Below are 22,749 nucleotides of genomic sequence, written 5' to 3'. Positions count from 1 at the left end.
TGCGCACAGCCCGCCATTCTACAGCTTGCCTGTCAGGCCACGTCCCGCAGCAAAGTCTTGGCTTCGGTCAGCAGCGGGTCCTGCGACTGCTCCACCACTTCCTGCAGCAACTCCCGCGCGCCTTCCTTGTCGCCGATCTCGATATAGGCGCGGGCCAGGTCGAACTTGATCTGCATGTCGCGGCCACCATCGGCGGAATCGGCCGACAACGTGCTCGGCGAGATGCCGCGCGCCGTGTCGAGCCCGCTTTCCGCACTCACGCGGGACAGGTCGATCGGCTCGGACAGCTTGCCGTCGCGCAGCATGGTCGGCGCCGGCAGGGACGAGCCGAATGACGAACGGGCCTCTTCATGCGCTTGCGCCGGGCTGTCGGCACGCGCGTCGACATGGCCCGCCGGACTGAGGTCCAGCGAGATGCCGGACATATCGAAGTCGAGCGGGCGGCTACGCGTAGGCGTATCCAGCGCCGGGATGTCGTCATGACCGTCATGACCACCAATGCCATGGGTCTCCGGCAGATCCAGGCCAAGGCCATCGTCCAAGCGCGCGGCTAGCGCCGAAGGCGCCGCCTCGCCATTGCCGAACACGCGCGAGGCGGACTCGGGCGCGGTGATCGGCGCACCGGCTGCCGGCGCGGGGAACCCATCCAGCGGCAGCGCGAAGTCTGCCAGGTCCGCCAGCGGGGTTTCGCGCGGTGCCGCAGCCAGATCTTGCGACGGATCGTGGGTGCGCCACTGATCGGCCGGCAAGGTGGTGGTGTCAACCGACGCTGCATCGGGCGTCACACTCAAATACAAAGCATTGTTCGGATCGAGGCTACGCCCCATCTCCGCTGCCTGTGCCCACTCCGCCCCGTGTCCTCCAGTCTGGGCGAACATTTCTTCTGCAATCACGCGAAAACCTTCCACATCCTGACGAGTGTTGTAAATCTCCATGAGCTTCAGGCGGATCGCCTGGCGCTCAGGGTTTTGCTGCAGGGCTTCGCGCAGGATTTCCTCGGCCTGCACATCGCGCCCGTAGGCGATATAGACATCGGCCTCGGCGATCGGATCGACCTCGTTGGCTTCCGCGGCATTGCTGCCGATGCGGAAATCCGCTCCGAACACGCTGTGCTGCGAGGTGTCCACGCTCTGCCCGCCCGCGGTGCCAAACAGCGAATTGCCGCCGGCCATGACGGTGCTTTCCTGCGACAGGATGCTGTCCCCGAAGGCCGCGCCGTCGCTGGTCTTCTGTTGCTGGCGCCGGCGATAGATCGCGTAGCCGCCCAGCAGGGCAATCAACAGTCCGCCGCCCGGCAGCAACATCGGATTGGCAAGCAGGTCTTCGATGAAGGACGGCTGGGCCACCGGCGTGGGCTGCGTCACGACCGGCGGGCGCTTGGCGGCAGGCGCGGAAGCGGCTGCAGGCTTGGCGGCAGCCGCAACGGTGGCGTCCGCGGCATTCGCGCCGGCACTACTGGCGCCGGCGGTGGCCGCAGGCGCGGATGCCGGAGATGCTGCGAGCGGCGCCACTGCTGCCGCGGCCGTGGCAGCGCTGGCCGGGGCCGGCGCGGCTGCGTCGGCCTTGGCGGCCTCAGCCGGAACCACGGCAGGTGCGGCAGCGGGGGCCGCTGGTGCCGCGGCCGAGTCCTTGCCCACCCCCTTCTGTACCTGGGCCAGCTTGGCGATCTCGGCGTTCTTCAGCTCGACCAGCCGCTGCATGTCGTTCACGTTCTTCTCAAGCTGCGCGAGGCGTGCCTCAGCCTCCTTGAGCTGCCGTTCCTTGGCGATATTGGCTTCGGTCGCCGCAGCGGCAGCAGCCTGGCTGCCACGATCGGGCTTGCTGAGCTTGAGCTCGTCGCGTGGGCCGGCGGCCGGTGCGGCCTGTTCCTGCACGCGCGCGGTGACGTTGCCCGACTGTTCGCGGCCACTGCCGGCCTCGACCGAGCGCCCCGCCGCCGCCGTAGCCAGGCGGCTGCGGTAAGCGTCGAAGCCCTGCGTGCGCGCCACCACTTCGCGGCGCGCCGCGCGGGGCGTGACCGATTGCGCTTCTTGCTGGCTAGGCACCTTGAGCACGGCGCCCGCCTTGAGGCGGTTCATATTGCCGCCGACGAAGGCGTTCGGATTGTTGCGATAAAGCGCGACCAGCATCTGGTCCAGCGATACCGAATCCTGTCCCTGGGACGCTTCGCCGGCAATGGCAGAGAGGTTGTCGCCACGCTGCACGGTGTAGGTGCCGCCAGCCGCGGCAGCGCCGTCCGCGGAAGCCTGCGTAGCGGCGCGGTGCGGACGTGGCGCTGGTGCCTTGGCCTGGGGCCGTGGCGCCGGGCTAGCCGCGACGGGAGCCGGGGCCTGCACCGACGGCGCGGGCACGGGCGCGGCGCTTGGCGCGGGCGCCGCCGGGCTGGTGGCGCCGGATTCATCGGGCGTGCCCGCCTGCACTACCGTGGTAGGCGAGAAAGTCTGGTTGGAAGGCTTAGCCCCTGCCGGATCCAGCAGGAAGGTGTACGCGCGCGACACCTTGCCGCTCGCCCATGTCATGTCGACCAGGATGTCGACGAAGGGCTCGCTGAGCGGCTGGGTTGACCGGACCCGTGCCACATAGCTCCCATTGGGGCGGCGCTCGACCTGCAGCCGCAGGCTGCTGACCGCTGGCAGATAGGTCAGGCCGGCCTTGGCATACGCATCGGGCGACGCCAGCTTGACGGCCAGGCCGTCCGCTTCTTCCGCACTGACGCCACTAATATCGATTTCCGCTTGCAGCGGCTGACCCAGATTCGACTGTACCCGTAATTGCCCAAACCCCGCGGCATAAGCGGCCGGCTGCGCGAGCAGCAAACCGAGTGCCGTGAAGGCCAGCGTTGACCAGCGCTGGCGGGCGGTAGGCGCATCTTTCCGGCGATGTTGGCTCACACTCACCTTGTGCTCCGTTGTGTTCTAGTAGTGAAATTAACTTAACATCAATGGTTTAGCGCAGCAAGTTAGCGTCCCGACTGAGCCCCGCGCCAACTCGTACGGACGTGCGGATGACCGCCCCGCAGCCCGGCATATGCCGCCTGTATTGTGACGCAACGCCGGGAAAAATAGGCGGCTGGGCGTGACAACGCCGCGCACAGGCGCGGCGTTGTTATCAAAGCCCGTGGTTTCTGTTGCCTGGCTGCAACGGAACCGCGGAGGCCTTGCGCGGAGCCTCAAGACATGGACCAAGACATGACTCAAGGGCTCCTTGGGAGCAAGTCCCTGGCTCAGGCTTCGATCAGGATGCGCAGCATACGACGCAGGGGCTCGGCGGCGCCCCACAGCAGCTGGTCGCCAACGGTGAAGGCCGAGAGGTATTCCCCACCCATCTGCATCTTGCGCAGGCGCCCCACCGGAATGGTCAGGGTGCCGGTCACGGCGGCCGGCGTGAGGCCGGTCATGCTGGCCTCACGGGTATTCGGCACCACCTTGGCCCACTGGTTGTTCTCGGCCAGCATGGCTTCGATCTCATCAAGCGGCACGTCGCGGCGCAGCTTGATGGTCAGCGCCTGCGAATGGCAGCGCATGGCGCCAATGCGCACGCACAGGCCGTCCACGGCGATCGGCGCAGCGCCGGTCGCGCCCAGGAAGCCTTCGCCGCGACCCAGGATCTTGTTGGTCTCGGCGCCGGCCTTCCATTCTTCCTTCGACACGCCGTTGCCCAGGTCCTTGTCGATCCAGGGAATCAGGTTGCCAGCGAGCGGCACGCCAAACTGCTTGGTTTCGTCGGCCGACAGGCCGTGCTGGGTCGCCAGGATGGTGCGGTCGATTTCCAGGATGGCCGATGCCGGGTTATCCAGCAGCGACTTGACCGACGCGTTGAGCGTGCCGAACTGCGTCAGCAGCTCGCGCATGTGCTGCGCGCCACCGCCCGAGGCAGCCTGGTAGGTCATGGACGTCATCCAGTCGATCAGGTCGTGCTGGAACAGGCCGCCCAGGCCCATCATCATGCAGCTGACCGTGCAGTTGCCGCCGATGAAATTCTTGACGCCCTTCGTCAGCGCGTCCTTGATGACACCAAGGTTGACCGGATCCAGCACGATGATGGCATCGTCCTTCATCCGCAGCGAGGACGCCGCGTCGATCCAGTAGCCCTTCCAGCCAGCTGCGCGCAGCTGCGGGAAAATCTCGTTGGTGTAGTCACCGCCCTGGGCGGTGAGGACAACGTCGCACTTCTTCAGCGCTTCGATGTCGTTCGCGTCCTTGAGCCTGGTTTCATTCTTGGCCATGGCCGGAGCCTGGCCGCCAGCGTTGGACGTGCTGAAGAATACGGGCTCGATATGGTCGAAATCGCGCTCTTCCTGCATGCGTTGCATCAGGACGCTGCCGACCATTCCTCGCCAGCCGACGAGACCTACAATCATGACTAACCTCGGATGTGATTTGAACTTCCCCGCGCTTTCCTCGCCCGACGTGACTGCGCGGGGAAGACGAGCAGGCACGACGAACGATCTAGCCGATCGTTTTGGTAGTAATGGTTTTAATCGTCGTTGCGGTAAGCGGGTGGCCGTGCGAACCCAGGCCAACCGGGCTGCGGGTAGCAACCGGGGCGGCGATGGCAGTCGAGGGGGACTGGAAGATTCGGACCATTCGCAAAGTCTACACGATTTTGTGGCGCTGCCACACGGGGGAAATCGGGGACAAATGAAAGAAAAGGCGCCGCATGCGGCGCCTTTTCAACTTTAATGCGGCTTACAGTGCCGCGAGCACGGCCTCGCCCATTTCACGCGTGCCGACCTGCTTGCAGCCCGGCGTCAGGATGTCGCCGGTGCGATAGCCCTGGGCCAGCACCTTCTTGACGGCGTTCTCGATGCGGTCGGCCTGCTCGGCGCGGTTCAGCGAGAAACGCAGCATCATCGCCGCCGACAGGATGGTGGCCAGCGGATTGGCCACGCCCTTGCCGGCGATGTCCGGTGCCGAGCCGTGCGACGGTTCGTACAGGCCCTTGTTGTTGGCGTCCAGCGAAGCCGATGGCAGCATGCCGATCGAGCCGGTCAACATGGCAGCCTCGTCCGACAGGATGTCGCCGAACATATTGCCGGTGACGATCACGTCGAAGCTCTTGGGCGCCTTGATCAGCTGCATGGCCGCGTTGTCCACGTACATGTGCGACAGCTCGACTTCCGGGTATTCCTTGTGCACGTCGATTACGACGTCCTTCCAGAACTGGAAAGTCTCGAGCACGTTGGCCTTGTCCACGCTGCACAACTTCTTGCCGCGCTTGGCCGCGGCCTGGAAGGCCACGTGGGCGATGCGGCGGATTTCCGGCTCGCTATAGCGCATGGTGTCGAAGCCTTCGCGCGCGCCCTTGAAAGGACCGTCCGGGGCTTCGCGCATGCCGCGCGGCTGGCCAAAGTAGATGTCGCCGTTCAGCTCGCGCACGATCAGGATGTCCAGGCCGGCCACCAGCTCGGGCTTCAGGCTGGACGCACCGGTCAGTTCCGGATAGCAGATCGCCGGACGGAAGTTGGCGAACAGCTGCAGGTGCTTGCGCAGGCCGAGGATGGCCTGCTCGGGACGCAGCGGGCGATCCAGCTTGTCGTACTTCCAGTCGCCCACGGCGCCGAACAGGATGGCGTCGGCTTCCTGGGCCAGCTTGAGCGTGGCGTCAGGCAGCGGATGGCCGCTGGCCTCGTAGCCGGCGCCGCCCACCGGGGCGGTTTCCATCTCGAATTTTTCGTCGAGCGCGTTCAGGACCTTGACGGCCTCCGCGATGATCTCGGGACCGATGCCGTCACCCGGCAGGACTGCGATTTTCATGCTTTGTCTTCCTTGTTTTGTCTCAGCGTACCAACCGGCCTCAGCCGACCACGCGGTTGTTCAACCACGGCATCCTGGCCACGCGCTCTGCCTCATACGCCTTGATCTTGTCGGCATGGCGCAGGGACAGGCCGATATCGTCAAAGCCGTTGAGCATGCAGTACTTGCGGAACGGCGCGATATCGAACGGGTAGCTGTTGCCGCCCGGCGTGACCACCAGTTGCTTATCGAGATCGATGGTCAGCTTGTAGCCATTGAACGCATTGGTCTCGTTGAAGATGTGGTCGACCTGCAACTCGGTCAGCACCACCGGCAGCAGGCCGTTCTTGTAGCAGTTGTTGAAGAAGATGTCGGCAAAGCTCGGCGCGATCACGGCGCGGAAGCCATATTGCGTCAGCGCCCAGGGTGCGTGCTCGCGCGAGCTGCCGCAGCCGAAGTTGCGGCGGGCCAGCAGGATCGAGCCGCCCTGGTAGCGCGGCTGGTTGAGCACGAAGTCCGGGTTCAGCGGGCGGCAGCTGTTGTCTTGCCCGGGCTGGCCCACATCCTTGTAGCGCCATTCGTCGAACAGGTTCGGGCCGAAGCCGGTGCGCTTGATCGACTTGAGGAATTGCTTCGGGATGATGGCGTCGGTGTCGACGTTCTCGCGGTCCAGCGGCACCGTGAGCCCGCTGTGTACAGTGAACTTATCCATGGTCGGTTCCTTACTTCTTTGCCGCGCTTTCGAGCGAGCGGCCTGCGGCCTGTGTGTCCTTGCCAAGGCCGGCCATCGTATGGCAGCCGGCCAGTTGCAGCATGCCCAGGCATGCGAGCAACACAATCAGGGCTTGTTTCATGATGAGCCTGCGCGAATTAGCTGAGCTGGCGGATATCGACGAAGTGGCCTTCGATGGCAGCCGCGGCGGCCATCGCCGGGCTCACCAGGTGAGTCCGGCCACCGGCGCCCTGGCGCCCTTCGAAGTTGCGGTTCGAAGTCGACGCGCAGCGCTCGCCCGCCTCCAGGCGGTCGGCGTTCATGGCCAGGCACATCGAGCAGCCCGGCTCGCGCCACTCAAAACCTGCAGCCTTGAAGACCTTGTCCAGCCCTTCACGCTCGGCTTGTTCCTTGACCAGGCCCGAGCCCGGCACCACCATCGCCAGCTTCACGTTGGACGCCACGCGCCGCCCCAGCTTCTGCACGACCCACGCAGCGGCGCGCATGTCTTCAATGCGGGAGTTGGTGCAGGAACCAATAAAGACCTTGTCGATCTTGATGCTGTCCACTGGCACGTTGGGCTGCAGGCCCATGTACTCGAGCGCGCGCTCCATGGCGTTGCGCTTGTTCGGGTCTTTTTCCTTCTCGGGATCCGGCACGCGGTCCTCGATGCTGACCACCATCTCGGGCGAGGTGCCCCAGGTCACCTGCGGACGGACCTCTTCCGCGCGCAGCTCGACCACCTGGTCGAAATGCGCACCGGCGTCCGAATGCAGCGTGCGCCAGTAGCCCACGGCCTGCTCCCACTCCACGCCCTGTGGCGAGAACGGGCGGCCCTTGACGTACTCGAGCGTGACATCGTCCACTGCCACCAGGCCGGCGCGCGCGCCCGCCTCGATGGCCATGTTGCACACCGTCATGCGCCCTTCCATGCTCAGGTCGCGAATGGCCGAGCCAGCGAACTCGATGGTGTAGCCGGTGCCGCCCGCGGTGCCGATCTTGCCGATCACGGCCAGTACGATGTCCTTGGCGGTGCAGCCGCGCGGCAGCTTGCCTTCCACGCGCACCAGCATGTTCTTGGCCTTCTTGCCCAGCAGCGTCTGCGTGGCCAGCACGTGCTCCACCTCGGAGGTGCCGATGCCGTGCGCCAGCGCGCCAAACGCGCCGTGCGTGCTGGTATGCGAATCGCCGCAGACCACCGTCATGCCCGGCAGCGTGGCGCCCTGCTCCGGCCCGATCACGTGCACGATGCCCTGGCGCAGGTCGTTCATCTTGAACTGGGTGATACCGTACGCGTCGCAGTTGTTGTCCAGCGTATCCACCTGCAGCTTCGACACCGGATCGGCGATGCCCTGGCTACGATCCGTGGTCGGCACGTTATGGTCCGACACCGCCAGGTTGGCACTGATGCGCCAGACCGGGCGCTGCGCCAGCTTCAGGCCTTCGAACGCCTGCGGGCTGGTGACTTCGTGCAGCAGATGGCGATCGATGTACAGCATCGTGGTGCCGTCGTCCTCGACGTGCACGGTGTGGTCATCCCAAAGTTTGTCGTAAAGCGTCTTGGCCATGATGCAGGGGGGGCGGGCCGGGACCGTTTGGTACAGCACGGTTGGCGGCGTCGCGCGGTAGTTTGGGGGATTTTTCGCAGGAACGCGGGCAATGAAATGCGGCTTGCTGCGATGCTTGACTTCACAATCGATTATGCCACAGCGATAGCGCGCGACCGGGCCGTGGCCGGCCTGCGCGGCGGCGGAAATGTAATGTGATTGGCGAAAGGGGGATTTCGCCGATGGCGAAAAGGGGGAATGGCGAGGGTTTTCTCCCGCTCGCCCGCCAGGCGGGTGAGCGGGAGAAAAATTGGGCTTAACCGCCCAGGTAGGCGCTCTTGATGCGGTCGTTGGCCAGCAGATTGGCACCGGTGTCCGCCAGCACCACGCGCCCCGTCTCCAGCACATAGCCGCGATCCGCCACGCCCAGCGCCTTGTTGGCGTTCTGCTCGACCAGGAACACTGTGACGCCCTCGTCACGAATGGTCCGGATGATGTCGAAGATCTGCGCGATCACCAGCGGTGCCAGGCCGAGCGTCGGCTCGTCCAGCAACAGCAGGCGGGGCCGGCTCATCAGTGCGCGGCCGATGGCCAGCATCTGCTGCTCGCCGCCGGACATGGTGCCGGCGCGTTGCGTGGAGCGCTGCTTGAGCCGTGGGAAGAGCTTGTAGACGTGCTCGACGCCCGCCTCGATCTCGTCGCGCTTGCCGAAGAAGGCGCCCATCTTCAGGTTGTCCAGCACCGTCAGGCTGGGAAACACGCGCCGCCCCTCCGGCGAGATCGCCATGCCGAGGCGCATGATCTCGTGCGTGGGACGGCGCGTGATGTCCTGCCCTTCAAACATCACGCGCCCGCTCGACGCGCGCGGCGAGCCGCACACGGTCATCATCAGCGTGGTCTTGCCAGCGCCGTTGCTGCCGATCAGCGTGACGATCTCGCCCTTGTTCACCTCAATCGATACGCCAGACAGCGCTTCGATCGCGCCGTAATGGGTATGGACTTGTTCCAGCTTCAGCATCAGTCCTCTCCCAGGTAAGCCTTGACCACGCGCGGGTCGTTGCGCACTTCGGCCGGTTTGCCGACCAGGATCGGGCGGCCGTGTTCCATCACCAGGATGCGGTCGGATACGCCCATCACCAGGCTCATGTCATGCTCGATCAGCAGCACCGAGATCTTGTGCTCGCGCCGCAACTGATCGATCAACTGCGACAACTCGACCTTTTCCTGCGGGTTGAGGCCGGCAGCCGGCTCGTCAAGCATCAGCAGGCGCGGATTGGTGATCATGCAGCGCGCGATTTCCAGCCGGCGCTGGTGGCCATACGACAGCGTTCCCGCCTCGCGGTTGGCCACGCCACGCAGACCCATGCGCTCGAGCCACAGCGCGGCGCGCTCCAGCGCCTCGCGCTCGGCGCGGCGATAGGCCGGCGTAGCAAACAGCCCGCGCAGCAGCCCGGAGCGTACCTGCAGGTGTTGCGCCACCAGCAGGTTCTCGACCACCGTCAGTTGCTTGAACAGCCGGATATTCTGGAACGTGCGCACCAGGCCGCGGCGCGCCACCTGGTGGCTCGGCAGGCGGGCGATCGAATGCCCGTCCAGCATGACCTCGCCGGCGGTGGGCTTATAGAAACCGCCCACGCAGTTGAACACCGTGGTCTTGCCCGCGCCGTTGGGGCCGATGATGGCGAAGACCTCATCGCGGCGCACATCGAAATCGATGCCGTCGACCGCCAGCAGGCCGCCGAAGCGCATCTGCAGGCCGGAGACTTTCAGCAGTTCCGCTGATTGAACTTGGCTCATTGCGGCAACTCCACATGGGGGCGGCTCGCGGGCAGCAGGCCCTGCGGACGCCACATCATCATCAGCACCATCACCAGGCCGAAAATCAGCATGCGGTACTCGGCAAAGCCGCGCGCCACTTCCGGCAGCGCGGTCAGCAGGATAGCGGCCAGGATCACGCCCAGCTGCGAGCCCATGCCGCCCAGCACCACCACCGCCAGGATCAGCGCGGACTCGATAAAGGTGAACGATTCGGGATTGACCAGGCCCTGGCGCGCGGCGAAGAACGCGCCGCCCAGGCCGGCAAACGCCGCGCCCAGCGTGAACGCCGACAGCTTGATGCGGGTCGGGTTCAGGCCGAGTGAGCGGCAGGCGATTTCGTCCTCGCGCAGGGCTTCCCACGCGCGCCCCATCGGCATGCGGATCAGCCGGCTGGTGACGAACAGCGTGAAGCCCACCAGCAGCAGCGCCAGCAGGTAGAGGAAGATCACCATGTGCTCGCCGCTGTAGTCCCAGCCCAAGAGCTCATGGAAGGTCTTGACGCCTTCCACGCTCGAACTGCGCGCCATCTCGATGCCGAACACAGTCGGCTTCGGGATGCCCGACACGCCATCCGGTCCACCGGTGAGGCTGGTCAGGTTGTTGAGCAGCAGGCGGATGATCTCGCCGAAGCCCAGCGTGACGATGGCCAGGTAGTCGCCGCGCAGCCTCAGCACCGGAAAACCCAGCACGAAGCCGAACAGCGCCGACATGCCGGCGGCAATCGGCAGGCACTCCCAGAAGGTCAGCCCGAAGTATTGGTTGAGCAGCGCGTAGGTGTAGCCGCCGACCGCGTAGAAGCCGACGTAGCCCAGGTCGAGCAGGCCGGCATAGCCCACCACGATGTTCAGGCCGAGGCCCAGGATCACGTAGATCAGCGCCAGCGTGGCCACATCCACCGCGCCGCGCGAACTGAAGAACGGGAACACCAGGCCAACCGCCAGCAGCAGCCAGATCACCTTGCGCTGCTGGGTCGCGCCCAGCGCGGGCAGGCTCGGCACCTTGACGCCGGCCGTGGCGCGCTGGAACAGCGGCTTGAAGAGCTGGAACAGGAAGACCGCGCCCACCGCCAGCCACACCGGCTTCCAGTGCGGCTCGAGCACGACCTTGTAGCCGTCGAGCTTCAGCTGCAGCCCCAGCACGGGAATGGTCAGGATGGCCGTCATCACGGCCGCGACGATGGCGTTCTTCAGGGTCTGCCCTGCCGGCGCGCCCTGCGCCATGCCAATTGGCGTAGAAATAGCTTGTGTCATAGCGTCCTCACACCTTTTCAACGTCAGGCTTGCCCAGCAGCCCGGTCGGGCGGAACAGCAGGATCAGCACCAGCAGGCCGAACGCCACCACGTCCTTGTACTCGGCCGGCATATAGCCGGAGGCAAAGGTCTCGGCCAGGCCCAGCAGCACGCCGCCGAGCATGGCGCCCGGGATGCTGCCGATGCCGCCCAGCACGGCCGCGGTGAAGGCCTTGATGCCCGCCACGAAGCCGATATACGGGTTGAGCTTGCCGATGGTCAGGCCGATCAGCACGCCGCCCACCGCCGCCAGCATCGCGCCCAGCACGAAGGTGAAGGAGATCACGCGGTTGGTGTCGATGCCGAGCAGGTTGGCCATGCGCATGTCCTCGGCGCAGGCACGGCAGGCGCGGCCCATGCGCGAGTGGCCGATGAACAGCGTCAGCGCGAGCATCAGCACCAGCGTGACGCCGACGATCAGCAGGCGCGAATACGGTACGGTCACGGTGAAATCACTGCCCATCTGGAACTCGATGGCGCCGGAGATCAGCACCGGCACGGACATGTCGCGCGCGCCCTGCCCGATCTGCACATAGTTCTGCAGGAAGATCGACATGCCGATGGCGGAGATCAGCGGCACCAGCCGCGGACCGCCGCGCAGGGGCCGGTAGGCCACGCGCTCCACGGCGAAACCATACAAACCGGTGACCAGGACGGACACCAGCAAGGCGGCACCCAGCACCAGCGGCAGCGGATAGCCCGCGCTCGCGCCGATGGCGGTGAGCGTCACCAGGCCCACGTAGGCGCCGATCATATAGATCTCGCCGTGGGCAAAATTGATCATGCCGATGATGCCGTAGACCATGGTGTAGCCAATGGCGATCAGCGCATAGATCGCACCCAGCGTCAGGCCATTGACCAGCTGCTGGGTAAACTGTGGAAGGAACTCGTTCATGCGGGAAGCCCCATAACTTTGAAGCTGGAGACGCCGGCGTTGCAGGAGGTGCGCAAGCGCCGGGCCGGCTCCGTAATGCCGGATATGCCCAGGCCCCGGGCGCGGCGGATAAACCGCGCCGGCCGGGCAACCGGACCCCGATACCAAAACGCCCCGCTCAAGCCATGAGCGGGGCGCGCAAAGCCAATGTGCGGCTTAGTTGGCTGCGGTCTTGGTGGCGTCCTTGTGCCAGGTGAACACAACGAACTTGAACGACTTCAGGTCGCCCTGCGCGTCGTACTCGACCTTGCCGATCGGAGTCTGGAAGGCGTTCTTGTGCATGTACGCGGCAACCTTGGTCGGGTCGGTGCTCTTGGCGCCGGAGATGGCGTCGCCAATGATCTGGACCGCGGCGTAGGCCGGCATCTGGAACGGACCGTTGGCGTCACGCTTCTTGTCGGCGAAGGCCTTGACCAGCGCGGCGTTGGACGGATCGGCGGAGAAGTCGGCCGGCAGCGTGACCAGCATGCCTTCCGAAGACGCGCCGGCGATGGCCGTCACGTCCTTGTTGCCCACGCCTTCAGGACCCATGAAGGTCGCCTTGACGCCCTGCTCGCGCGCCTGGCGCAGCAGCAGGCCCATTTCCGGGTGATAGCCGCCGAAGTAGACGAAGTCCACGCCTTGCGACTTGAGCTTGGTAATGACGGCGGAGTAGTCCGAATCGCCGGCGTTCACGCCTTCGAACACAGCCACGGGGATCTTGGCGGCTTCCAGGTCCTTCTTCACCGACGAGGCAATGCCCTGGCCGTACGACTGCTTGTCGTGCAGGATCGCGACCTTCTTGGGCTTGATCTTGGTGATGATGTACTGGGCAGCAGCCGGGCCTTGCTGGTCGTCGCGGCCGATGGTGCGGAAGATGAACTTGCGCTTCTTGTTTTCGGTCAGCTGCGGCGCGGTGGCCGACGGCGTCACCATGACGATGCCTTCGTTCTCGTAGATGTCCGAAGCCGGGATGGTCGAGCCCGAGCACACGTGGCCGATCACGTAATGGATCTTCTGGCTGACGATCTTGTTGGCTACCGCCACGGCCTGCTTCGGTTCGCAGGCGTCGTCCATCATCACCACTTCGAACTTGTTGCCGCCCGCACCGCCGGCGGCATTGATCTGCTCGATGGCAGTCAGCGCACCAGCCTTGACCATGTCGCCGTACTGGGCAACGGAGCCGCTCATGGGGCCGGCAATGGCAATCTTGACGGTTTCAGCGTTGGCAGCGGCGCCGAAAGCGCACAGGGCCGTGGCCAGGGAGATGGACGTAAGACGGGACAGCGTCATTCAGGAGCTCCTCGATTATGGTTGGGTCATGGGCCAAGACGGCATGACCTGCGCAATCGAACAACACCCGCGAGCTAAAACCTGGAAAAGACGCCCGAGACGCGGAAGACGGGCCTGCAAGAAATGAAGCGTGTGCGGGGCCCGGCATGTGTCAGCCCTCCTATGCAATCCATGCAACGGAAGACCTTGGTTCGGAAAGACAACGTTGATGCGTTCTCTATTGCGCAGGTGATTCGCCTGCCCCGCTCGCCTCAACGCAGTCCGGAAGGGTGGCCCGGCTGCTGTCGGCAAAGCAGCCCGCATTATAGGGTCAAATTCCGCGCCGGATGGCACATTTGCACAACAAATGAGGATCTTAATGGTAGTAACACAGCACAAATCGTCGGAAATTGGCGTCTTCGCCACCTTTCACGCAATAAATCTTTTGCGCCGCACAAGTGCCGCCGGGCTTGTAGGACAAGGCCTTGGCAAGGCCGGTGCGTTTGGTATTGCTGCGCCGCCCCGGCGAGTCATTTCGCGTCTTGGCTGAAGGATCAGATCTGTGCCTGTGCACGCGCACAACAGCAAAACGCCCCGGCCAAAGGCCGGGGCGTTTCATGATGCATGCGGCGCCGTGACTGCCGGCGCCACCTTACCGGGGCATCAACGCGTGCCCATATCCGGCACGTTGCGGCTTGCCGCGCCGTTGAACAGCTGGCGCGGACGGCCGATCTTGTATTCCGGATCGGTGATCATTTCTTCCCACTGCGAGATCCAGCCCGGGGTGCGTGCCAGAGCGAAGATGCAGGTGAACAGCGACGTCGGGATGCCGAGTGCGCGCTGCACGATGCCCGAGTAGAAGTCGACGTTCGGATACAGCTTGCGGCTGACGAAGTACTCGTCTTCCAGCGCGATCTTTTCCAGTTCCATGGCGAGCTTGAACAGCGGGTCGTTGTGCAGGCCCAGTTCGTTCAGCACTTCATAGCAGGTCTCGCGCATCAGCTTGGCACGCGGATCGTAGTTCTTGTACACGCGGTGGCCAAAGCCCATCAGGCGCACGCCCGAGTTCTTGTCCTTGACCTGCTTGATGAACTCGGTGATGTTGTCGACGCTGCCGATTTCCTCAAGCATCTTGAGGGCGGCTTCGTTGGCGCCACCGTGGGCCGGGCCCCACAGGCACGCCACGCCGGCGGCGATGGCGGCGAACGGGTTGGTACCCGAGGAGCCAGCCAGGCGCACCGTGGAGGTGGATGCGTTCTGCTCGTGGTCCGCGTGCAAGATGAAGATGCGGTCGAGCGCGCGCTCGAGCACCGGGTTCACCTTGTACGGGGCGCACGGCGTGGAGAACATCATCTGCATGAAGTTGCCCGAGTAGGACAGGTCATTCTGCGGATAGATATACGGCTGGCCGATGTTGTACTTGTAGGCCATGGCGACCAGGGTCGGCATCTTGGCGATCAGGCGGATCGCGGAGATTTCGCGCTGGTGCGGATCATCGATGTCCATGGCGTCGTGGTAGAACGCGCTCATGGCGCCCACCAGGCCCGTCAGGACCGCCATCGGGTGGGCATCGCGGCGGAAGCCGCGCAGGAAGAACTGCATCTGCTCGTGAACCATGGTGTGGTTCATCACGGCGCCCACGAATTCTTCCTTCTGCTTGGCATTGGGCAGTTCGCCCTTGAGCAGCAGGTAGCAGGTTTCCAGGTGGTCGCACTTGGTAGCCAGTTGCTCGATCGGGTAGCCGCGGTACAGCAGCTCACCCTTGTCCCCGTCGATGTAGGTGATCTTCGAATTGCACGAAGCCGTCGACATGAAACCGGGGTCATAGGTGAACTTGCCGGTTTGTCCGTACAGCTTGCGAATATCGATTACGTCGGGGCCAACGGTACCCGTATAAATCGGCAGCTCAACGCTGGGGGAACCATCGGAAAACGATAGCGTGGCTTTCACATCGGACGGCGTCATGTCGGTTCCTTCTAATGCTGACTAATAATGTTGACGAAACTCAGACCGAACGCAGCAGGGCAATCACGTGCTGCATCGGGGGCGTGTCGAGCTCACCGTCCAACTCCTTGCGCGCAAGAAGCAGGTCCATCAACTCGTTGTCGCTCAGCTCGAAGAGTTCGGAGAGCGAGGCCACGTCCTGGTCGGAGAGGCTTTCTTCGTAACGGTTGAAAAAACGTTCGACGATGATGTCGTTCTCCAGGAGGCCGCGCCGCGCGCGCCAGCGCAGTCGTGCACGCCGGTGCGGGTCGGCCTGGTGGGAGAAACTGGGGGAAACACTTTCGGTCATAGGTACCTACTTCCGGCGCGCCGGTCGGGTATGCAGTTTGATAGCCCGGACTGACGCGCCGCTTACAACAACCGCGCAGGATCAGACCGCGCGGCGAACCATCAGCTCTTTGATCTTGCCGATGGCCTTGGTCGGGTTCAACCCCTTCGGGCAAACATCGACGCAGTTCATGATGCTGTGGCAACGGAACAGGCGGTACGGATCGTTCAGGTCGTCCAGGCGCTGGCTGGTCGCCTGATCGCGGCTGTCCGCGATAAAGCGATAGGCTTGCAGCAGGCCGGCCGGGCCGACGAACTTATCCGGGTTCCACCAGAACGACGGGCACGACGTCGAGCAGCTTGCGCACAAGATGCACTCATACAGGCCGTCCAGCTCGTCGCGTTCCTCGGGCGACTGCAGGCGCTCTTTCTCGGGCGGCGGCTCGTCGTTGATGAGGTACGGCTTGATCGAGTTGTACTGCTTGAAGAACTGCGTCATGTCGACGATCAGGTCGCGCACCACCGGCAGGCCGGGCAGCGGACGCAAGACGATGCGTTCCGGCAGCTCAAGCATATTGGTCAGGCAGGCCAGACCGTTCTTGCCGTTGATGTTCATCGCGTCCGAACCGCACACGCCTTCACGGCACGAGCGGCGGAACGAGATGGTTTCGTCCAGCTTCTTCAGCTTGACCAGCGCGTCCAGCAACATGCGCTCATGACCGTCGAGCTCGACCTCGTACGTTTGCATGCGGGGGGCCGCATCCTTGTCCGGGTCGTAGCGGTAGACTTCGAAAATACGCTTCATTTCTGTGGGTCCTGTGGGTCCTACGCGGTGCTTAGAAGGTCCGGGCCTTGGGAGGAACGCTTTCCACCGTCAGCGGGTTCATCTTCACCGGCTTGTAGTCGAGGCGGTTGCCTTCGCTGTAGAACAGCGTGTGCTTGAGCCAGCTCTCGTCGTCGCGATTCGGGAAGTCGCTGTGCGCGTGCGCACCGCGGGATTCCTTGCGGGCAGCTGCCGAAATCATGGTGGCCTTGGCCACTTCCACCAGGTTGGCCACTTCCAGGGCTTCCACCAGCGCGGTGTTGAAGACCTTGGATTTGTCCTTCAGATGGATGTTGTCAGCACGTTCCGCCACTTCGAGGATGCGCTCAACGCCTTCGTCCATCAGCTTCTGCGTACGGAACACGCCCGCATGCGACTGCATGTTCTTGCGGATGTCATTGGCCACGTCCTGGGTGTATTCACCCGACGACGACGATTGCAGCTTGGCCAGGCGCGACATGGCGCGGTCGGCAGCATCGGCCGGCAGCGGCTTGTGCTCTTTCTGCTTGATCGAGGTCGCCGCGATGTGGTTGCCGGCCGCGCGGCCGAACACCACTAGGTCCAGCAGCGAGTTGGTGCCCAGGCGGTTGGCGCCGTGCACCGACACGCAGGAGCATTCGCCGATCGCGTAGAAACCGTTGATGACTTCGTTGGGGTTGCCGTTCTTCGGCGCCACCACCTGGCCATTGATGTTGGTCGGGATACCGCCCATCTGGTAATGGATGGTCGGCACCACCGGGATCGGTTCCTTGATCGCGTCGACGTTGGCGAACTTGACGCCGATCTCGCGGATCGACGGCAGGCGCTTCATGATGGTGTCGGCCCCGACGTGCGTCAGGTCCAGCAGCACATAGTCGCCGTTCGGGCCACAACCGCGGCCTTCCTTGATTTCCTGGTCCATCGAGCGCGAGACGAAGTCGCGCGGCGCCAGATCCTTCAGCGTCGGCGCATAGCGCTCCATGAAGCGTTCGCCGTCCTTGTTACGCAGGATACCGCCTTCCCCGCGCACGCCTTCGGTGATCAGCACGCCCGCGCCGGCCACGCCGGTCGGGTGGAACTGCCAGAACTCCATGTCTTCCAGCGGCACGCCTGCGCGCGCTGCCATGCCCAGGCCGTCACCGGTGTTGATGAAGGCATTGGTCGACGCGGCATAGATACGGCCGGCGCCACCGGTGGCGAACAGCGTGGTCTTGGCCTCGAGGATGTAGACCTCGCCGGTTTCCATTTCCAGCGCGGTCACGCCCAGCACGTCGCCGTCGGCGTCGCGGATCAGGTCCAGCGCCATCCACTCGACGAAGAAGTGCGTCTTGGCGCGCACATTACGCTGGTACAGCGTGTGCAGCAGTGCGTGGCCGGTACGGTCGGCAGCCGCGCAAGCGCGCTGGACCGGCTTCTCGCCGTAGTTCGACGTATGGCCGCCGAACGGACGCTGGTAGATGGTGCCGTCGGCGTTACGGTCGAACGGCATGCCGAAGTGCTCGAGCTCGTAGACGACCTTGGGAGCTTCACGGCACATGAATTCGATTGCGTCCTGGTCGCCCAGCCAATCGGAACCCTTGATGGTGTCGTAGAAGTGATAGTGCCAGTTGTCCTCGCTCATGTTGCCGAGCGAAGCGCCAATGCCACCCTGCGCCGCCACGGTGTGCGAGCGCGTCGGGAAAACCTTGGAGAGCACGGCGACATTCAGGCCGGCTTCCGCGAGCTGGAGGGATGCGCGCATCCCAGCGCCGCCCGCCCCGACGATGACCACGTCAAAGCGACGACGCGGCAATCCTGTCTTGACTGCGACCATTTATTACACCCTCCAGAGAATCTGAGCTGCGTAGCCCGCACAACCGACGAGCCACAGAATCGTAAGAACTTGCAGCACGAGGCGCACTGCCATCGGCTTCACATAGTCCATCCAGATGTCGCGCACGCCAATCCAGGCGTGATACAGCAGCGACAGGATGGTGAGGAACGTGATGATCTTCATCCACTGGTTGGAGAAGAGACCTGCCCACGCTTCGTAGGAAGCGCCGTTCGAGAGCAGGAAGGCGACTGCCAGCACGATGGTGAAGACCACCATGATGACAGCGGTGACGCGCTGCGCGAGCCAGTCTTTGAGACCGTAGTGCGCACCGACGACTAGACGCTTGGGACCGATATTATTATTTGCCACGTTGACTCTCTCCTCAGAACAGGCCGAACAGCTTCAGGCCGAACACAGCGGTGAGCAACAGGCTGATGATCAGCACGGCAACAGCGGACTTCGCCGAAGCGGGCTTGGTCACGCCAACGTGCACGTCGAGCAGCAGGAAACGGATGCCGGCGCAGAAGTGGTGCAGGTAACCCCAGATCAGAGCCAGCAGAACCAGCTTGACGAAGCCGCCGGACAGAAGCGCCGAGAACTTTGCGAAGCTCAGTTCGGAAGTGACGCTCTGCTCGAAGAGATACAGGACGAAAGGAAGGAGGAGGAACATCAGAGCGCCGCTTGCGCGATGCAGGATGGACACCTTGCCGGCCCAGGGCAACCTGTAACGCGCCAGCTGCGTCACATGGATGTTCCTGAACTCCGGCCTGGCTTGTTTGGCTTCAGCCATTGCTAGACCCCATTTGCGGTAAACAAAAAACGAAACTTCTGAGCGCCCTGGATGCAAATGGATGCAGCCGGAGCAAATCCCGATAATTTTAGCGCCTTTGTTGCGCGGCGCACCAATAATTTTCAGCTATCGCGCACCAACATGGCGTGCCCGACAATCGCACGCAACCATGCCGCGAGGTAATCATCCCTGCTTTGCGCAACAGCGGCGGCTGCCGTGGCTGCAACAGCAATAATCGACATGGATTGCATTCCGGCGTATCAGCTCAAATCGTTCTGATAATAGTGCCGGGTGGTTACATACAGGCCGCGGCGGACTTCGACGGGCCGGTCGCCATAGGTGAACGAGACGCGCTCGACGGACAAAAGCGGCGTGCCCGCATCCACGGACAACAGCGACGCGGTGGCCTGGTCAGCGGCCACCGCGCGGATTTTTTCGCTCGCCCGGATCATGCGCGTGCCGAACTCGGCCTCGAACAGCGCATACATCGGGCCCTTCCATTCGGTCAGCTTCTCGGCCGTCAGGCCCTTGAAGTTGGTGCCCAGCAGCCAGATTTCGTCCAGCACGGTCGGCTCGCCGGAGAAAAACAGCACGCGGCGGATCTGCACCACGCCATCGCCGGTGCGGATGTCGAGAAGGCGTGCGATTTCGGCCGGCGCGCGCAGGCGCTTGCATTCCAGCACCTGGCTGGCCCCATAATGGGGCTCGCCCTCGTCCGGCACCAGGCGCAGGAAGCGGAACTTCACGCCATCCTCGTGGTGCGTCGTGACAAACGTGCCCTTGCCCTGGCGGCGCGCCACCAGGTTCTCGGCGGCGAGTTCGTCGATGGCCTTGCGTACCGTGCCCTGGCTGACCTTGTAGCGGGCCGCCAGATCCATTTCACTGGGGATCATGTCGCCGGGCTTCCATTCGCCGGACTGCAGGCTCTGCGTGATGAGCGCCTTGATCTGCTGGTAGAGTGGGCTGAATGTTGGCGAGGCCGCCGCCGCGGACGGCTGCGTCCCGGCGCCGGACGTAGCGGCGCCGTTATCCTGCACTGCAGCAACGGCAGTGCCGGCGAGGGACGGGGGCAGGGATGACATAGGCGAATTTCACCACAAAACGAGGAAGCGCGTCCAGCCCGCCATCAAATGTCTTATGTCTTATATAAGACATATGAATTGACAACACAAATGGGCAGGCCTACACTCCCGCAGGTTTCACGCCTGCACCCGCTCTGGATACGGCACCCCTCTTCGCAGTAGACTTACGCTTTGTCGCACCCCATGACCCGTTGTGGCTCTCTCCAGTCGGTACCGCTAGCAGCGCGCCGGCGGATTGCCGCTTGCCGCCGTGGCGACAAACCCGCAACCGGTGACGTCCGGACTACCGTCCGGCCAGGCACCGACCAGTTTCCCCCTCTTCTTGTTTGGAGAATTACTCATGGCTAAAGCCCCAATGCGCGTCGCAGTCACCGGCGCCGCTGGCCAGATCGGCTACTCCCTGCTGTTCCGCATCGCCAATGGCGACATGCTTGGCAAAGACCAGCCGGTCATCCTCCAATTGCTCGACCTCCCGCAAGCCCAGGCCGCCGTCAAGGGCGTGGTGATGGAACTGGAAGATTGCGCATTCCCGCTGCTGGCCGGCGTGGTGATCACCGACGACCCCAAGGTCGCGTTCAAGGACGCCAACGTCGCGCTGCTGGTCGGTGCCCGCCCGCGTAGCAAGGGCATGGAACGCAAGGACCTGCTCGAAGCCAACGCACAGATCTTCACGGTGCAAGGCAAGGCGCTGGACGAAGTCGCCGCGCGCGACATCAAGGTGCTGGTGGTCGGCAATCCGGCCAACACCAATGCCTACATCGCGATGAAGTCGGCTCCGAGCCTGCCCAAGGAGAACTTCACCGCCATGCTGCGCCTGGATCACAATCGTGCCCTGTCGCAAATCGCCGCGAAGACCGGCAAGCCGGTTGCGTCGATCGAGAAGATGTTCGTCTGGGGCAACCACAGCCCGACCATGTACGCCGACTACCGCTACGCGACCGTCGACGGCCAGAGCGTCAAGGACCTGATCAACGACCACGCCTGGAACAACGACGTGTTCCTGCCGACCGTTGGCAAGCGCGGCGCCGCCATCATCGAGGCCCGTGGCCTGTCGTCGGCAGCTTCGGCCGCCAACGCTGCCATCGACCACGTGCATGACTGGGTCCTGGGCTCGAACGGCAAGTGGGTCACCATGGGTATCCCGTCGGACGGTTCGTACGGCATCCCCGAAGACACCATGTTCGGCTTCCCGGTGACCACCGCCAACGGCAAGTACGAAATGGTCAAGGGCCTCGAAGTCGACGCCTACAGCCAGGAAAAGATCAATATCACGCTCAAGGAACTGGAAGAAGAGCGTGCCGGCGTGCAGCACCTGCTCGGCTGATCCAGGATCCAGGCAGCGCCAATGACCAGACCGGAGCCTCGCATCGATTCACGAATCGGCGCAGGCTCCGGTTTTTTCATTCTGGCGCCCCGCCCCTTCCTCCCTCAACCGCTATTCGATTGAATAAAGTGCATCCTTCCGAGGTCTTGTTCCAGGGCGAAGCCATTCCGACGCAACTGCCGGTCTGCGACCACTATGCCGGCAACGAAAAGCTGATGCTGAAATCGCTTGCCCTGCAGCAAGAGCTTGGGCCCGTCTTCGATATCACCTTCGACTGCGAAGACGGCGCCGCCGTCGGGCTGGAGCGCGAGCACGCCGAGTTGTGCGCACGACTCATCAACAGCCCGCAAAACCACTTCAACCGCGTGGGCGTGCGCATCCATGACCCGGCGCACCCCTGTTGGCGCCAGGACATCGACATCCTGGTGGGCAGCGCCGGCGCCCGGCTGGCCTATGTTGTGGTGCCCAAGGTGACCGATGTGGTCGAGGTGGCGCGCGTCACCGACCACGTGAACCAGGCGGCCCGCGCCGCCGGCATCGCACGGCACATCCCTATTCATGTGCTGATAGAGACGCATGCCGCGTTGGACCAGGTATTCGACATCGCCCGCCTCGTGCAGGTGGAATGCCTCAGCTTCGGGCTGATGGATTTTGTTTCCGCCCACCACGGCGCCATTCCGGGCGACGCCATGCGCTCGCCGCAGCAGTTCGAGCACCCGCTGATCCGGCGCGCCATGCTGGAGATCTCGGCCGCCTGCCATCGGTACGGCAAGGTGCCCTCGCATAACGTCAGCACCGACATCGAGCAGCCGTCCCGCGCCGGAGACGATGCCCAGCGCGCCCGGGCCGAATTCGGCTACCTGCGCAAGTGGAGCATCCACCCGAGCCAGATCCAGCCGATCGTGGCGGCCTTCCGCCCCAGCGGCACGGAGATTGGCGCGTCCAGCGAAATCCTGCTGGCCGCCTACGAGAACAACTGGGCGCCGATCCGCCACCAGGGCCGGTTGCACGACCGCGCCAGCTACCGGTATTACTGGTCGCTGCTGCAGCGGGCGCACGCCACCGGTGCTGATTTGCCCGGCACGGTGCTCGAACGCTTCTTTGCATGAACGTTGCCTGGCGCGCGCCAGGCGATGACCACGGTGTGCCACAGGATCGACCCCGCGCTTGGCTCGGGCAAGAGACCAGACAGGAGACGCGATGTCAGAGCTGCAGCCAGTCCCGCAGAACGGCCCGAAGCCGAAGAAATCCGTCGCCCTGTCGGGCGTGACCGCCGGCAATACCGCGCTGTGCACGGTCGGCCGTACCGGCAACGACCTGCACTACCGCGGCTACGACATCCTCGACATCGCCGAGACCTGCGAATTCGAGGAAATCGCCC

General features: G+C 64.0%; 22 protein-coding genes. 3 read left to right on the top strand and 19 right to left on the bottom strand.

Features of this window, described 5'->3' with window-relative positions:
- Positions 1 to 32 precede the first annotated feature (32 nt).
- From AC1DQR_RS26030 to AC1DQR_RS25940, 19 genes are all read right to left on the bottom strand, one after another.
- The gene (locus AC1DQR_RS26030) at positions 33 to 2,897 is read right to left on the bottom strand and encodes a motility hub landmark protein FimV (protein ID WP_416049219.1); all 2,865 of its coding nucleotides are present in this window, start codon (positions 2,895 to 2,897) and stop codon (positions 33 to 35) included.
- A gap of 326 nt (positions 2,898 to 3,223) precedes the next feature.
- Complete coding sequence (asd, locus tag AC1DQR_RS26025; protein ID WP_416049220.1) at positions 3,224 to 4,360, bottom strand: aspartate-semialdehyde dehydrogenase; 1,137 nt, start codon at positions 4,358 to 4,360, stop codon at positions 3,224 to 3,226.
- Between the two features lie 328 nt (positions 4,361 to 4,688).
- On the bottom strand, positions 4,689 to 5,756 hold the full coding sequence (gene leuB, locus AC1DQR_RS26020) for a 3-isopropylmalate dehydrogenase (RefSeq protein WP_006161610.1): 1,068 nt from the start codon (positions 5,754 to 5,756) through the stop codon (positions 4,689 to 4,691).
- 40 nt (positions 5,757 to 5,796) lie between these two features.
- The gene (leuD, locus tag AC1DQR_RS26015; protein WP_416049221.1) at positions 5,797 to 6,447 is read right to left on the bottom strand and encodes a 3-isopropylmalate dehydratase small subunit; all 651 of its coding nucleotides are present in this window, start codon (positions 6,445 to 6,447) and stop codon (positions 5,797 to 5,799) included.
- Between the two features lie 10 nt (positions 6,448 to 6,457).
- Positions 6,458 to 6,589 (bottom strand): entericidin A/B family lipoprotein, encoded by a 132-nt coding sequence (locus AC1DQR_RS26010; RefSeq protein WP_006161612.1) that lies wholly within the window; start codon positions 6,587 to 6,589, stop codon positions 6,458 to 6,460.
- A 16-nt stretch (positions 6,590 to 6,605) separates the two neighbouring features.
- Positions 6,606 to 8,015, bottom strand: coding sequence for a 3-isopropylmalate dehydratase large subunit (leuC, locus tag AC1DQR_RS26005; protein WP_174428408.1), 1,410 nt, complete (start codon positions 8,013 to 8,015; stop codon positions 6,606 to 6,608).
- Positions 8,016 to 8,310: 295 nt separating this feature from the next.
- Positions 8,311 to 9,012 carry an ABC transporter ATP-binding protein gene (locus tag AC1DQR_RS26000; protein WP_043348012.1) on the bottom strand — a complete coding sequence of 234 codons (702 nt, stop codon included), beginning with the start codon at positions 9,010 to 9,012 and terminating at the stop codon, positions 8,311 to 8,313.
- A complete protein-coding gene (gene livG, locus AC1DQR_RS25995; RefSeq protein ID WP_416049222.1) occupies positions 9,012 to 9,791 on the bottom strand; it encodes a high-affinity branched-chain amino acid ABC transporter ATP-binding protein LivG in 780 nt (259 codons plus the stop codon). The genes AC1DQR_RS26000 and livG overlap by 1 nt, the downstream gene beginning before the upstream one ends.
- On the bottom strand, positions 9,788 to 11,062 hold the full coding sequence (locus AC1DQR_RS25990; protein ID WP_416049223.1) for a high-affinity branched-chain amino acid ABC transporter permease LivM: 1,275 nt from the start codon (positions 11,060 to 11,062) through the stop codon (positions 9,788 to 9,790). The genes livG and AC1DQR_RS25990 overlap by 4 nt, the downstream gene beginning before the upstream one ends.
- A 7-nt stretch (positions 11,063 to 11,069) precedes the next feature.
- Positions 11,070 to 11,996, bottom strand: a complete 927-nt coding sequence (livH, locus tag AC1DQR_RS25985) for a high-affinity branched-chain amino acid ABC transporter permease LivH (protein WP_043348021.1) — start codon at positions 11,994 to 11,996, stop codon at positions 11,070 to 11,072.
- A gap of 195 nt (positions 11,997 to 12,191) precedes the next feature.
- Positions 12,192 to 13,307, bottom strand: coding sequence for a branched-chain amino acid ABC transporter substrate-binding protein (locus AC1DQR_RS25980; protein WP_477134041.1), 1,116 nt, complete (start codon positions 13,305 to 13,307; stop codon positions 12,192 to 12,194).
- A 355-nt stretch (positions 13,308 to 13,662) separates the two neighbouring features.
- Positions 13,663 to 13,905: a hypothetical protein gene (locus AC1DQR_RS25975; RefSeq protein WP_416049225.1), complete on the bottom strand. Its 243-nt coding sequence runs from the start codon at positions 13,903 to 13,905 to the stop codon at positions 13,663 to 13,665.
- Between the two features lie 44 nt (positions 13,906 to 13,949).
- Positions 13,950 to 15,251 (bottom strand): citrate synthase, encoded by a 1,302-nt coding sequence (gene gltA / locus AC1DQR_RS25970; protein ID WP_006161619.1) that lies wholly within the window; start codon positions 15,249 to 15,251, stop codon positions 13,950 to 13,952.
- A gap of 40 nt (positions 15,252 to 15,291) precedes the next feature.
- Positions 15,292 to 15,579, bottom strand: a complete 288-nt coding sequence (locus AC1DQR_RS25965; RefSeq protein ID WP_006161620.1) for an FAD assembly factor SdhE — start codon at positions 15,577 to 15,579, stop codon at positions 15,292 to 15,294.
- An 81-nt stretch (positions 15,580 to 15,660) separates the two neighbouring features.
- Complete coding sequence (locus AC1DQR_RS25960) at positions 15,661 to 16,362, bottom strand: succinate dehydrogenase iron-sulfur subunit (RefSeq protein ID WP_416049226.1); 702 nt, start codon at positions 16,360 to 16,362, stop codon at positions 15,661 to 15,663.
- Positions 16,363 to 16,393: 31 nt separating this feature from the next.
- Positions 16,394 to 18,172, bottom strand: coding sequence for a succinate dehydrogenase flavoprotein subunit (sdhA, locus tag AC1DQR_RS25955; protein WP_043348030.1), 1,779 nt, complete (start codon positions 18,170 to 18,172; stop codon positions 16,394 to 16,396).
- A 3-nt stretch (positions 18,173 to 18,175) separates the two neighbouring features.
- A complete protein-coding gene (gene sdhD, locus AC1DQR_RS25950; RefSeq protein WP_043348033.1) occupies positions 18,176 to 18,541 on the bottom strand; it encodes a succinate dehydrogenase, hydrophobic membrane anchor protein in 366 nt (121 codons plus the stop codon).
- Positions 18,542 to 18,554: 13 nt separating this feature from the next.
- Positions 18,555 to 18,962, bottom strand: coding sequence for a succinate dehydrogenase, cytochrome b556 subunit (gene sdhC / locus AC1DQR_RS25945; RefSeq protein ID WP_150993516.1), 408 nt, complete (start codon positions 18,960 to 18,962; stop codon positions 18,555 to 18,557).
- Between the two features lie 260 nt (positions 18,963 to 19,222).
- Entirely contained in the window at positions 19,223 to 20,044 is an 822-nt protein-coding gene (locus AC1DQR_RS25940) for a GntR family transcriptional regulator (protein WP_183033200.1), read from the bottom strand.
- Between the two features lie 340 nt (positions 20,045 to 20,384).
- Here AC1DQR_RS25940 and AC1DQR_RS25935 point away from each other — a divergent pair, with 340 nt between their 5' ends.
- The 3 genes from AC1DQR_RS25935 to AC1DQR_RS25925 all read left to right on the top strand — a co-directional run.
- Positions 20,385 to 21,368 carry a malate dehydrogenase gene (locus AC1DQR_RS25935; protein ID WP_150993520.1) on the top strand — a complete coding sequence of 328 codons (984 nt, stop codon included), beginning with the start codon at positions 20,385 to 20,387 and terminating at the stop codon, positions 21,366 to 21,368.
- Positions 21,369 to 21,496: 128 nt separating this feature from the next.
- Positions 21,497 to 22,477, top strand: coding sequence for an HpcH/HpaI aldolase/citrate lyase family protein (locus AC1DQR_RS25930; protein WP_416049227.1), 981 nt, complete (start codon positions 21,497 to 21,499; stop codon positions 22,475 to 22,477).
- Positions 22,478 to 22,568: 91 nt separating this feature from the next.
- A partial coding sequence (locus AC1DQR_RS25925; protein ID WP_477134040.1) for a citrate/2-methylcitrate synthase occupies positions 22,569 to 22,749 on the top strand: 181 nt, incomplete at its 3' end.

The organism is Cupriavidus sp. 05L411, assembly GCF_056398045.1.
The sequence above is the reverse complement of the archived record's forward strand: the minus strand, read 5'-3'. Positions and strand labels throughout refer to the sequence as shown.